The sequence below is a fragment of the Buchnera aphidicola (Chaetogeoica yunlongensis) genome (assembly GCA_039829965.1).
Lineage (GTDB): Bacteria > Pseudomonadota > Gammaproteobacteria > Enterobacterales > Enterobacteriaceae > Buchnera_B > Buchnera_B aphidicola_BA.
Map to the genome: position 1 here is coordinate 212,347 of CP139909.1, position 13,763 is coordinate 226,109.

At 25.1% G+C, this 13,763-nt stretch carries 9 protein-coding genes; 4 read left to right on the forward strand and 5 right to left on the reverse strand.

The genetic code is table 11. The features are described from left to right. Nucleotides 1-101 precede the first annotated feature (101 nt). The 4 genes from UAR70_00940 (at nt 102) to lpdA (ending at nt 6,997) form a co-directional block, all read left to right on the forward strand. Nucleotides 102-1,151 (forward strand): GMP reductase, encoded by a 1,050-nt coding sequence (locus UAR70_00940; GenBank protein XBC39912.1) that lies wholly within the window; start codon nt 102-104, stop codon nt 1,149-1,151. A gap of 344 nt (nt 1,152-1,495) precedes the next feature. Next, a complete protein-coding gene (gene aceE / locus UAR70_00945; GenBank protein XBC39913.1) occupies nt 1,496-4,159 on the forward strand; it encodes a pyruvate dehydrogenase (acetyl-transferring), homodimeric type in 2,664 nt (887 codons plus the stop codon). 12 nt (nt 4,160-4,171) lie between these two features. Further along, entirely contained in the window at nt 4,172-5,425 is a 1,254-nt protein-coding gene (locus tag UAR70_00950; protein ID XBC39914.1) for a 2-oxo acid dehydrogenase subunit E2, read from the forward strand. Nucleotides 5,426-5,578: 153 nt separating this feature from the next. After that, complete coding sequence (gene lpdA / locus UAR70_00955; GenBank protein ID XBC39915.1) at nt 5,579-6,997, forward strand: dihydrolipoyl dehydrogenase; 1,419 nt, start codon at nt 5,579-5,581, stop codon at nt 6,995-6,997. A gap of 822 nt (nt 6,998-7,819) precedes the next feature. Here lpdA and erpA read toward each other — a convergent pair. From erpA to murC, 5 genes are all read right to left on the reverse strand, one after another. After that, entirely contained in the window at nt 7,820-8,173 is a 354-nt protein-coding gene (gene erpA, locus UAR70_00960; protein ID XBC39916.1) for an iron-sulfur cluster insertion protein ErpA, read from the reverse strand. Between the two features lie 244 nt (nt 8,174-8,417). Further along, nucleotides 8,418-9,578, reverse strand: a complete 1,161-nt coding sequence (gene ftsZ, locus UAR70_00965; protein ID XBC39917.1) for a cell division protein FtsZ — start codon at nt 9,576-9,578, stop codon at nt 8,418-8,420. Nucleotides 9,579-9,613: 35 nt separating this feature from the next. Continuing rightward, nucleotides 9,614-10,879 carry a cell division protein FtsA gene (gene ftsA, locus UAR70_00970; GenBank protein XBC39918.1) on the reverse strand — a complete coding sequence of 422 codons (1,266 nt, stop codon included), beginning with the start codon at nt 10,877-10,879 and terminating at the stop codon, nt 9,614-9,616. A 465-nt stretch (nt 10,880-11,344) separates the two neighbouring features. Then, complete coding sequence (locus UAR70_00975) at nt 11,345-12,277, reverse strand: D-alanine--D-alanine ligase (protein ID XBC39919.1); 933 nt, start codon at nt 12,275-12,277, stop codon at nt 11,345-11,347. A gap of 10 nt (nt 12,278-12,287) precedes the next feature. Further along, complete coding sequence (gene murC, locus UAR70_00980; GenBank protein ID XBC39920.1) at nt 12,288-13,688, reverse strand: UDP-N-acetylmuramate--L-alanine ligase; 1,401 nt, start codon at nt 13,686-13,688, stop codon at nt 12,288-12,290. Between the last annotated feature and the right edge of the window lie 75 nt (nt 13,689-13,763).

A 13,763-nucleotide genomic window follows, 5' to 3' on the forward strand; every position in this document is an offset into this window, starting at 1 on the left:
TTTCAAGTATTTTTTAATTATTAAAGATTATAATTGTGAGTATTTTACCTGTTTAGTGTTTTTAAATGATGTATTTTTCAAAAAGAGATAAATGAAAAGATATGCGTATTGAAGAGGATATTAAATTAGGTTTTAAAGATGTATTAATTAGGCCTAAAAGATCTATATTAAATAGTAGATCTCAAGTTGATTTGACACGTAATTTTATATTTAAAAATTCTAAGAAACAGTGGTTAGGAATTCCTCTTATTGCTTCTAATATGGATACTATTGGTACTTTTAAAATGGCTGAAGTGTTATCGTCTTTTGGTATATTAACAGCTATTCATAAATATTATTCTTATTGTAGTTGGAAAAATTTTATTAATAATACTTCTACTAAAGTAGTAAAGCATGTAATGGTATCTACTGGTATGTTAGATGAAGATTTTTTAAAATTAAAAAAAATTTTATCGTTATCTTCTTATTTGCAATATATTTGTATAGATGTAGCAAATGGATATTCTGAGAAATTTGTAACTTTTTTAAAAAAAATTAGAGAATGTTTTCAGGATAAAATTATATGTGCAGGGAATGTAGTTACTGTAGAAATGGTTGAAGAATTAATTTTATCTGGTGCTGATATAGTTAAAGTAGGTCTTGGTCCTGGATCTGTGTGTACTACACGTGTTAAAACGGCTATAGGATATCCTCAATTATCTGCTGTTATTGAATGTTCAGATGCGGCACATGGTTTAGGGGGACAAATTATTAGTGATGGAGGATGCATTGTATCAGGAGATATTGCAAAGGCTTTTGGTGGAGGAGCTGATTTTGTAATGTTAGGAGGTATGTTAGCAGGACATAGAGAATGTGAAGGTGTTGTTTTTGAAGAAGATAATAAACAATATATGGTTTTTTATGGAATGAGTTCTAAATCTGCTATGGATCGTCATATTGGTGGTGTGGCTAGATATAGAACTCCGGAAGGTAAAACAGTAAAAGTATTATTTCGTGGTTCTGTAAAGAAAACTATTAGTGATATTTTAGGTGGTTTACGTTCTACTTGTACTTATGTTGGTGCTTTCACTTTAAAAGAATTAACAAAACGAACAACTTTTATAAAAGTTTCAGAACAAGAAAATATGATATTTAATAATCAAGAAATATAAAATTAATTTTTTTAGTCAAATTTTTTATAGAAATATGTAACTTTTGTATATTTAATTTTATGTTTAATATTTTTATGTAAATTTCAATATCTATTATTTTTATTTTTGATGAGTAATCGAAAAATAAAAACTGAATTTTTATTGATATTTTATATAACAGAATATATGGATATCTTAAATTTTTTGTAAAGATAGTTAATGGTATAATTTAATTAAGTAACAATATTTTGTATATTATGTTAAATAGTTTTTATTTTTTTAAGTCAAAATATAAAAATTTAGAATATAGAAATTAAATTAGATTAATAAATAAATTTGCTAAAATAATTAATAAGGAATATTTTATGATAGAGTATTTGTCAGAGGATATAGATCCACTTGAAACACATGAATGGATAGAATCTATTGAATCAGTTATTTCAAAGGAAGGTTTAGATAGAGCTGTTTTTATTTTTACTGCTGTCAGTAAATTTTTATCTAAGAAGGGTATTAAGGTTATTACAGATAATGCTGGAGAAAATTATATTAATACTATACCAGTAGAGTTAGAGCCTAAATATCCAGGAGATTTGTATATAGAGTATAAAATACGTTCTGTTATTCGTTGGAATGCTATAATGATGGTATTAAGAGCTTCAAAAAAGAATTTAGAATTGGGAGGACATTTGTCTTCTTTTCAATCAGCAGCGACTATTTATGAAGTATGCTTTAATCATTTTTTTCGTGGAGTTAATGAAAAAGATGGTGGAGATTTGGTGTATTTTCAAGGCCACATTTCACCTGGAATTTATTCTCGAGCTTTTATTGAAGGAAGATTTAGTGAAGAACAGTTAGATAATTTTAGACAAGAAATTGGAGGTTTGGGTTTATCTTCTTATCCACATCCTAAATTAATGCCAAAATTTTGGCAATTTCCTACTGTTTCTATGGGATTAAGTTCTGTATGTGCGATTTATCAAGCTAAATTTTTAAAATATTTACAGCATAGAAATTTACAGGATACTCAGAACAAAAAAGTTTATGCATTTTTAGGAGATGGTGAAATGGATGAACCTGAATCAAAAGGAGTTATTTCTATTGCTGCACGTGAAAAATTAGATAATTTAATATTTATTGTAAATTGTAATTTGCAAAGATTAGATGGTCCAGTTATAGGTAATGGTAAAGTTATTTCTGAATTAGAAAATGTATTTAAAGGATGTGGTTGGGAAGTTATTAAAGTAATTTGGGGTAGTAAATGGGATATTTTGTTTAAAAAGGATGTTAGCGGAAAATTAATAGAATTAATGAACGAAACTTTAGATGGAGATTATCAAACATATAAATCTAAAAATGGTGCTTATATAAGAAAACATTTTTTTGGAAAGTATATAGAAACGAGACGTTTAGTAGAGGATATGTCAGATGAACAAATTTGGAATTTAGATAGAGGAGGTCATGATTCTAAGAAAATTTATGCAGCTCTTAAAAAAGCTAATTCTGTTAAAGAAAAACCAGTAATAATATTAATGCATACGGTTAAAGGATATGGAATGGGAGATATTGCAGAAGGTAAAAATATAGCTCATCAAATCAAAAAAATAGATATTAATGGTCTAATTCATATTAAAAATAGGTTTAAAATTCCAGTAAAGAATCATGAAATTGAATCATTACCGTATGTATCTTTTGATATTAATAGTAAAGAACATAGGTATCTTCATGAACGTAGAAAAATATTAGGTGGATATCTTCCTACGAGATTATCTAATTTTACTAATACTATTGTTTTACCTGAATTGAGTGATTTTAATTCTTTGTTAGAAAAACAAAGAAAAGAAATTTCTACTACTGTAGTATTTATTCGTATATTGAATATTTTATTAAGAAATACTTTTATTAAAAACAGAATTGTTCCAATAGTTGCAGACGAAGCACGTACATTTGGGATGGAAGGATTGTTTCAAAAAATAGGAATTTATAGTTTTAATGGACAAAAATATATACCTCAAGATAAAGAATTATTTTCTTATTATAAAGAGGATAAGCAAGGACAAATTTTACAGGAAGGAATAAATGAATTAGGAGCTGCTGCTTCTTGGTTAGCTGCTGCTACATCTTATAGTACAAATAATTTTCCTATGATTCCGTTTTATATTTTTTATTCTATTTTTGGATTTCAAAGAATTGGTGATTTATTTTGGGCTGCAGGGGATCAACAGGCAAGAGGGTTTTTAATAGGAGGTACTTCGGGAAAAACTACATTAAATGGAGAGGGATTACAACATGGTGATGGGCATAGTCATATTCAAGCATTAACTATTCCCAACTGTATATCGTACAATCCTTCTTATGCTTATGAACTTGCTGTAATTATAAATGATGGTTTGAATAGAATGTATGGTTCTAATCAAGAAAATATTTATTATTATATTACAACGATGAATGAAAGTTATTTAATGCCAGGTATGTTGGATAATATTAATGAGGGTATTTGTAAAGGAATTTATAGATTAAAATGTTTTGGTAAAACTAATATTAAGGTTCAAATATTAGGTTCTGGTTCTATACTTCAATGTGTATTGCGAGCATCGAAAATTTTATTAAAAAATTATGATATAGGATCAGAAGTATATAGTGTAACTTCATTTACTGAGTTAGCTAGAAATGGACAAGATTGCGAAAGATGGAATTTATTACATCCAACGAAAGAAAAAAAAGTTCCTTTTATTTCTAAAAGTATGAGTAAATTACCAGCTATTGCTGTAACTGATTATATGAAATTATTTGCTGAACAAGTTAGAGCTTATGTTCCTTCAATAAGCTATCGCGTTTTAGGAACGGATGGATTTGGACGTTCTGATAGTCGTCCAAAATTGCGCAGTTATTTTGAAATTGATGAGCATTATATAGTTCTTGCTGTTCTCGGAGAATTATCAAAACTTGGGAGTGTGGATAACAATACTATTGTTAACGCGATAAATCGGTTCAATATTGATATAGACAAAATTAACCCGCGTTTAGCATAGGAGTAAAAATTAATGGATATTGAAGTTAAAATGCCTGAACTTGGTATAGAATTAGTAGAAGTTGTTGAGATTTTAGTAAAAATTGGAGATCAAGTTAAAAAAAATGATTCAATAATTACAGTTGAGGGACAAAAAGCATCAATCGAAATACCAACTTTGCATTCAGGAAAAATTAAGGATATAAAAGTACATGTGGGAAGTAAAATAGCAACTGGTGGACTAATTTTAATATTAAATAATTTAGATTCTTCACGATTAAATAAAAATTCATTATTATCTTCTGAACATAGTGTTAGTAAATATGTTAGTTCAAAGGAAAAAGACATAACATGTAATGATACTAATAAGAATTATGTTGTGTATGCTAGTCCAATAGTTCGTCGTTTGGCTAGAAAATATGATATAAAATTAGAGAACGTCGTAGGTAGTGGTAGAAAATTTAGAATTTTAAAAGAAGATGTAATTTTTTATCGTAATAAATCACAAAAACAACAAAATAAGCGTAATTATGCAGATAATAATAAAAAAATGAATTATCATGGTGATAATAATGTCATTGATGATTTGTCGAAGAATATTGAATTAACTAAAATACAAAGAATTTCTAGTGAAAATTTACTTTCAAGTTGGTTAACAATTCCACATGTCACACAATTTGATGAGTCGGATATTACTGAATTAGATATTTTTAGAAAAAAATATAATGATAGTTTATCGGATACTTCTAAAAAATTGACTATTTTAGTTTTTGTTATAAAAGCTGTTGCTGTTGCATTAGAAAAATTTTCTAAATTTAATAGTCGTTTATTGATTAAAAAAGATAGAAGTTTTTTAGTACAAAATAACAGTATAAATATAGGTATTGCGGTTAATACGAATCAAGGATTATTAGTTCCTGTGATTAGTCATGTAAATAAAAAACGTATTTTTAATTTATTTTCTGAAATGTGTATTTTATTGGATAATGCTCGTTTAGGGAAAATAAATTTTTCGGATGTTCAAGTAAAGAGTAGTTTTACAGTATCTAATTTGGGTGGAATAGGAGGTACATATTTTACGCCAATTATAAATTATCCTGAATTAGCAATTTTAGGTATTTCTAGAACTTCAATTAAACCATATTGGAACAATGATCGTTTTATTCCAAAATTGTTTTTACCTTTATCGTTGTCTTATGATCATCGTGCTATTGATGGGGTAGAAGCTGCTAAATTCATTACTTTTATAAGTAATGTTTTATCTGATATTCGTTTATTGTTAATGTAACGTGAGATTATAACTATGAAAAAATTATTTTTCTTATTATATATTATATTTATGTAATTTTTGTCTTTTTGATAAAGAAGTATTAGAGATCTATATTCCTATAGATAGTTGTACTAAATTAATCACAACATAACTATATTAAATAGGTAGATAATGACAAGTAAAAAAATTAATACACAGATAGTAATTATTGGTTCTGGTCCATCTGGGTATTCTGCTGCATTTCGTTGTGCAGATTTGGGTTTAAATACTGTATTAGTAGAACAATATGATACTTTAGGAGGTGTGTGTTTAAATGTTGGTTGTATTCCTTCTAAATATTTATTACATATAGCTAAAGTTATTAAAGATTCTAGGAAATTATCTGAATTAGGAATAAGTTTTTCGGATTTTTCTATAGATTTAAAAAAAGTTCAAGATAGTCAAAAGAAAATAATAAATGATTTTAGTGTTGGCATAGAAAGTATGGCACGTAAAAGAAATGTTAAAGTAGTAATTGGTCATGCTGAATTTTTAAATACTAATAGTATTATTGTAAAGAATTGTGATAATACTTGCGTTATTTCATTTGACAAGATTGTTATTGCAACAGGTTCCATTGCTAAAAAATTATCTTATATTCCATATAATGATTCTAGAGTTTGGGATTCTAGTAAAGCAGTATTAATTCCAGATATTCCAAAACGTTTGCTGATTATAGGAGGTGGTATTATAGGTTTAGAAATGGCTACTGTATATAGTTCTTTAGGTTCTAAAATAGATATCATAGAAAATTCTCATGAAATATTATCTCATTTAGATAGGGATGTAATGAATACTTTCATTTCTTCTATTCAAAGTGATTTTAATATTTTATTAAATTCTAAAGTCATCAACATTGTATCTAAACCAGAAGGATTGCTAACTTATATAAAAAATGATAGTAATAGTGAATTTTCTTCATTGTATGATGTTGTTTTAGTAGCTACAGGAAGAATTCCTAATATAGATACATTAAAAATTTCTAATACAGGAGTTAAAATAAATTCTCATGGATTTATTAATGTAGATAAGCAATTTTGTACTAATATTTCTAATATTTACGCAATTGGAGATGTTATCGGTCAACCTATGTTAGCTCATAAAGGAGCACATGAAGGTCATATAGTTGCAGAAGTTATATCTGGTAAAAATCATTATTTTGATCCGTATGTTATTCCATGTGTAGCGTATACTAATCCTGAAATTGCTTGGGTAGGTATTACTGAAAAAGAAGCTATTAGAAATAATATTAGTTATGAAGCTTCTTTATTTTCTTGGAAAACTTTAGGACGTGCAGTATCTTCACAATGTCAAAATGGTGTGACTAAGTTAATATTTAATAAAAAAACTAACCAAATTATAGGTGGTTTTATAGTTGGCGTCAATGCAGGTGAATTATTAGGAGAATTATCATTGGCAATTGAAATGGGATGTGATGCTGAAGATTTATCTCTAACAATACATGCTCATCCTACTTTATATGAATCAATTAATTTATCTTCTCAAATTTTTCAAGGAACAATTACTGATTTAATTAATAATAAATTATAATATTTATACTTTAATAATAAAAACTGATGTATGTGGATATTTTTATAAAAATTTTACAATATTTATTATGCAACGAAGTATATTTAAATGTTTTATTGTTCAGTAGCAAATGTATATTTAATTTTTAAGTTAAAGTTAAAATAATTCTATTTAAAATATTTTATATTTTTCTATCGCAGATATTATATGTAGATAAGTGGTATTTTATTAAAGTATCAATTATTAATTGGCAGTATTTTTACTATATTGTATAGTTATTATAAAAATAAATTTTATTAATAAATATTGATAAAATTTTTTAGTGTATATTGAATTTATTTTTTTTTAATTCAATATATTTAGACATTTATATTTTTTATTATTAAAATTTTTAAGCGTTTTTAATAAAAAAAATATAAACAGTATAGTTTTGTATGATGAATAAAATTTTTTATTAATTTAAAGATAAGTTTATTTTTTACAAGATAATTTAGGACAATTTTATATTTGTCCTAAATTGTGTTTAAAGTTATTAAGATAGATTTTTTTAATAGAAAAACAATTATAAAAGTAATTTTTATTTAATAAGTTTTAACGTAATATAAGTTTTTTATTAATAAATAATTTTGTTTTATATTTATATCACAGAAATGTAGTATTTTTTTTAAGATTGTTTCTAATTTTTATAGTTAAATTTAAATAATTTTTATATTATTTAAATTTTAAAGATGTTATGTTTATATATTATTAGTAAGAAATGTGGTGAATTTTATCTTTAATATGAAATTAATTTGGAATTTTAGATTTTTAGTTTTTTTTATTAATTACGATTGTTATTTTGTTTTAGATACTGAATGAAGATCCGCATCCACAGGTAATTTTAGCTTGTGGATTAGATATTATAAACTTTGATCCTTCTAAATTTTCTATGTAATCTATGTTTCCACCTTGAAGATATTGAAAACTAATTGGATCTATGATTATGACATTATCATATATATTTATGATAATATCATTTTCATTTTTATTTGTTTCAAATTTGAATTTATATTGAAATCCACTACATCCTCCTCCTATTATATAAATTCTAAATTTTAGATTTGGAATATTTTTTTTTTTAACTACATATTTTATTTTTTTTATTGCTGAGTTAGAAAATGATAAATTTATATTTTTTGCGCTGATATTTATGTTCATAAAATTTTATTTGAAAGTATTGAAATATGTTTTTTACGATTAGATATTTATAATAGATATTATTATATATAAATTTATAAGAAAAAAAATATATATAAAATATTTTAATTAACTTTAGTTATATATAGTTAATTTAAATGTATATAAATTTTATTTAATAAATACATTTTAACATTTTTGTTTATAACAATTTTTTTTAAAATTTTAAATTTTAGTAATAAATATATATGTTATACATTTAATTTTATTCATATTTTTTTCTTAAAAATGCAGGTATATCTAGATAATCGGTATTTTTGTCTATTTTTGAATTTTTATTGAATTCATTATAGATATTTTTTTTAGAATAGTCTTGTGTATAAGAAATTTGATTGGGTTTAATACTATCGGAATGCAATAAAACATTTTTAGGAGGTTGATCTTTGGAAGGATTAGTAGTATTTTGTTTAATTGTTTTACCAATTCCTGTTGCTACTATAGTAACTCTTAACGTATTTTCTATATTTGTATCTAAAGATGTTCCAATTACAATAGTTGCATGATTGGATGAAAATGATCGAATGGTATTTCCTATAGTTTCAAATTCATCTAATTTTATATCTAATCCTGATGTAATATTAACTAGTACACCTTTAGCTCCAGATAAATCAATATCTTCTAATAGTGGGCTAGAAATTGCTATTTCTGATGCTTTTTTTGCTCTTTCTTCCCCAGATGATATTCCAGTTCCCATCATTGCATGTCCCATTTTAGACATTACAGTTTTTACATCAGCAAAATCTACATTGATTAATCCTGGTTTAGTAATTAGTTCTGAAATTCCTTGAACTGCTCCTTTTAAAACGTTATTAGCTGTATCAAATGCTTCTAATAAAGAAATACCTTTAGAAAGTACTTTTAATAATTTGTCGTTTGGAATGATGATAATTGAATCTACATGCTCAGATAATTCACAGATGCCTTGTTCAGCAAAATTCATTCTTTTTGTCCCCTCGAAATGAAAGGGTTTTGTAACTATTGCAACTGTTAAGATTCCTAGTTTTTTTGAAATTTTAGCAATTATAGGTGCTGCTCCTGTTCCTGTACCTCCTCCCATTCCTGCGGCTATAAATACCATATCTGCTCCTTCTAAAATGGATTTTAAGTTTTCTTTATCTTCTTCAGCTGCATTTTTTCCTATTTCTGGGTTGGAACCAGCTCCTAGTCCTTTTGTTATATTAGTTCCTATTTGTATTGTTTGGTCCACTTTAATTTTTCGTAGTGCTTGTGAATCTGTATTTACGGCAAAAAATTCTACTCCTTCTATATTTTCTTTTACCATGTATTCTATTGCATTTCCTCCTCCTCCGCCTATTCCAATAACTTTTATTATCGCATTATTATTTAATTGTTTTGATTCGAACATAATTTTATATCCTTGTTAAGTTTTAAAACAAAAATTTAAAATTCTTTTTTAATCCAGTTATTAATATGTTTCAAACATTTTACAAAAAAATTACTAGAATTATTTAGTTTTTCAGTAGAAAAATAATATTTTTTTCCAAAATGTAATAATCCAGTGGCAGTGGAATAACACATCTGTTTTATATTGTAATTATCTTTAATGTTTATATTTATTTTGTGAGGATATCCTATTCTAATTGGAAAATTAAATATTTTTTCTGCGCAATTCTTGAGTAATTTAATATTTGAAGCACCTCCTGTTAGTACTATTCCAGCCCGTAATTTATTTATATTTCCAAAATTATTGAGTTTTTTTTGAGTATTATTAATTTCTAAATTAATTAGTGTTAATAGTTCTGTATATCGTGGTTCGATAATTTCATTTAATTTTTTTTGTTCGATAGTTTTAATTATGATGTTGTCAAGATTTATTATTTTAATTTCTTCAGATGTAGAGTTAGTATTTTGTACAGCACATCCATATTTTATTTTTATTTGTTCAGCATTTAAAAATGGTATATTAAATGCGTAAGAAATATCATTAGTTACAGTGTTTCCTGCATATGGTATGACGCAACTATGTTGTAATTTTCCGTCAATGTAAATTACAATATCTATTGTTCCTCCTCCTATATCTGCAATACACACTCCAAGATTTTTTTCTTCTTTTGTTAATACTGATTCTCCTGAAGCTATTCCTGAGAATATTGAGTAATCAACTTTTATTCCGCAATTTTCTACTGCTTTGATAATATTTTTTTTTATTTCTGTGTGACAAGTTATTAAATGTACTTTAGCTTGCATTCTAAATCCAGATAATCCAATTGGATTTTTTATTCCTGTGTATTGATCAATAGAATATTCTTGTGGAATTACGTGTAATATTTTATGTTCATTGCGTATTTTTACGCATTTTGCAGTATGTATTACGTAATCTACATCTTCTTGAGTTATTTCTTCTTTTGAAATAGGAATTATGCCTATTTCATTTTGACAGTTTATATATTTGTTAGATAAAGATAAATATATAGAAGAAATTGTGCAATTAGCCATTTTTTCAGCTTGATGAATAACTTGTTTTACAGATTTTACTATAGATTTGAGATCATTTATCACGCCTCGATCTATTCCTATAGAATTACTTGTACCTATTCCGATAATATTGATGATTCCTTCATCTAATATTTCTCCTACTATTACTACCGTTTTAGTTGTTCCGATTTCCAATCCCACTATCAGTTTTTTTTTTATTACTTTAATCATAATTTATCTCAAAAAATAAGATGTTTTTTATATTTGAAGTTTATTTTAAACAAATATGTATTATTTTTAATATTTTATCGTGTTAAATGCAGTTAACTGTAAGAATTTTTTAAATTAGTATTGAAAATTTATTAGTTAAATTGATATGGAACATATTCCAATAAATTTAATATTAACAATATATTGTGGTAATTATTATTATTTAAAAAAAATTACAAAGTGTTATATTGATTTTAAAATATAGGAATATTTAATAAATTAATTATTTAATTATTTTTCATTCTCATTTTGTTAAATAAAAATTGATAATTTTAGCTTTTTCTATGAATATTATTATTTTACAAATATTTTATATTAAAGTATTTAAAGAATTAAAAAAAAATAAGGATGCATTTGTATTGTTTAATTTGTTTAATTGTATGTTGAACTGTAATTGTGTTTTTTATATTATTAAATAGATTAATTTTAATTTGCTAATTCTAGAATTTGTTTTACTAGTTCTGAAAAAGATATACCTGCTTTTTTTGCTGAAAAAGGAAATAGACTTTTTTTTGTCATTCCTGGACAAGTATTTGCTTCTAGCAACCAAAATCTTTTTTTGTAATCCATAATTGCATCAATTCTCCCCCATCCTGATCCTTCTAAAGTTTTCCATGCTAATAATGCCATTTTTTTTAGTTCTAATTCTTGTTCTGTATTTAGTCCGCTGGAGCATAAATATTTTGTAGATTTAGAAAAATATTTAGCTTGATAATTATAAAATTCATTATTTTCAAGATTTATTTTTATAATAGGAAGTATTGTTTTGTCTAAAAAACTAATTGTATATTCTTGTCCATATATGAATTTTTCGATTAAGATTAAATCATCAAACAAAAATGCTGTTTTACATGCTTTGTATAAGTATTCGTATTTATTTACAATTGTGATACCAATACTGGATCCTTCTTGATTTGGTTTTATAATTATAGGTAATTTTAATGGCAAAATATGTTTTTTGAATATTTTGAAAAATTTTTTTTTGAATTCATTTTTTTTAATGTAACAAAAAGGAATAATGGGTAAATTATTACCTTTCCACAATATTTTTGTTTTTAATTTATTTAGTGATATAGCAGAAGCAAGTGTTTTACTTCCTGTAAAAGGAATGTTGAGATAATGTAAAATACTTTGTACAGTACCGTTTTCTCCATCTTTACCGTGTAAAGCTATAAAGACTTTTGTAAAATTTTGATATGCTAATTGTGTGATAGGAAAAAATTTTGTATCTACAGGCACAGCATTAATTTTAGATTTTAATAGGCTTTTAAGTATGTTGTTTCCTGATAGTAAAGATATATTTCTTTCTTGTGATACTCCGCCTAATAGAACAGCTACTTTTTCAATTTTTTTTTTCATAATATTCACTTTATAGTTTTTGTATAATGAATTTTTCGATAATATCGTCTATATTTCCTGCACCTTGTGCTAGTATTAAATCGTTTCCTGATAGTTTTGACGTAACTTTTTTAAATAGTGTATTTAAATCTATAATTAAAGTTGCAGAAATATTTTTGTTTTTTTTAATTTCTTTGTATAAAGAAAAACTGTTTGATCCATAAGATTCTAATTCATTAGCAGGATATACTTGTAAAAGAAATAATTCATCTACATTGGAAAGCACATGACTAAATTCTTTTTTAAAAGTTTTTGTTCGAGTATATCTATGTGGTTGAAAAATCATTATTAATTTTTTATTTGGCCATCCAGTTCTTGCTGTGTGAATACTTTCTAAAATTTCAGTTGGATGATGTCCGTAATCGTTAATTAGTAAAAATTTCCCCTGTTTATGTAATTTTAAAGGAATTTTGAATACACCGTGTGATTCAAATCTTCTGTTTACGCCTTGAAAATTTTTTAATGACTTTAGGATTATTTTATCACTTATATGTTCTTGAATAGCTACAGCAATGGAAGCAGTAGCGTTTAAAGCATTAAATTTTCCTGGTGCGTTAAGATTTATTTTTAGAATAGGTTTATTTTTTCTTATTACGATAAATGTACTAGTAAATTTTTTTTGTTGGTAATTATTTATTCTTAAATCAGCATTTTTATTAAACCCATAGGTAATAATTTTTCTTTTTATGTGTGGAATTATACTCTGAATAGTATTGTCGTCCAGGCATAAAATTGCAGTTCCGTTTATGGGAAGATTATGGATAAATTTTATAAATGCTGATTTTAGGTTATTAAAATTTTTTTTGTATTTTTCTATATGGTCTTTATCTATATTAGTTATAACACTAATATTTGGTGTAAAATATAGAAAAGAAGCATCACTTTCATCTGCTTCTAAAATGCAATAAAATGGATTTTTTCCTATTTTCACATTGTTGTTGATTGATTTTACATATCCTCCGTTAATCAGTGTAGGATATAGTTTGTTTTCTTCAAATATATTAAATATCATTGCGGTTGTAGATGTTTTTCCATGAGTTCCGGCAATTATTATATTGTATTTAGAATAGATAATTTTAGAAATTAGTTCTGCTCTTAGCATTATAGGTATTTTTGAATTGTTAGCTGCTATTATTTCCGGATTGTTTGGTTGAATTGCACTAGATACAACTATTAAATTTGCATTTTGGATATTCTTTTTTTGGTGAGTTGAAAATATTTTTATTCCTAAATTAGATAATTTTTTTGTAATATTATTAGAAATAATGTCTGATCCAGTAATAGTAAAGTTTTTTTTAAACAAAATTTCAGCTATTCCTCCCATGCTGGATCCTCCAATTCCTATAAGATGAATGTGTGAGATATTTTTCATATTTAAAATAGATAAATAAAGAGTATTAATTTTTATAAAATTTTTATTTTATATAAAATTTACGTTTAACTAGTT

Excerpts from the sequence above, each read along its gene's own strand:
- murC (XBC39920.1), bottom strand. The coding sequence starts at position 13,688 with ATGAAAAATATCTCACACATTCATCTTATAGGAATTGGAGGATCCAGC.
- ftsA (XBC39918.1), bottom strand. The coding sequence starts at position 10,879 with ATGATTAAAGTAATAAAAAAAAAACTGATAGTGGGATTGGAAATCGGA.
- UAR70_00975 (XBC39919.1), bottom strand. The coding sequence starts at position 12,277 with ATGAAAAAAAAAATTGAAAAAGTAGCTGTTCTATTAGGCGGAGTATCA.
- lpdA (XBC39915.1), top strand. The coding sequence starts at position 5,579 with ATGACAAGTAAAAAAATTAATACACAGATAGTAATTATTGGTTCTGGT.
- erpA (XBC39916.1), bottom strand. The coding sequence starts at position 8,173 with ATGAACATAAATATCAGCGCAAAAAATATAAATTTATCATTTTCTAAC.
- UAR70_00950 (XBC39914.1), top strand. The coding sequence starts at position 4,172 with ATGGATATTGAAGTTAAAATGCCTGAACTTGGTATAGAATTAGTAGAA.
- UAR70_00940 (XBC39912.1), top strand. The coding sequence starts at position 102 with ATGCGTATTGAAGAGGATATTAAATTAGGTTTTAAAGATGTATTAATT.
- ftsZ (XBC39917.1), bottom strand. The coding sequence starts at position 9,578 with ATGTTCGAATCAAAACAATTAAATAATAATGCGATAATAAAAGTTATT.
- aceE (XBC39913.1), top strand. The coding sequence starts at position 1,496 with ATGATAGAGTATTTGTCAGAGGATATAGATCCACTTGAAACACATGAA.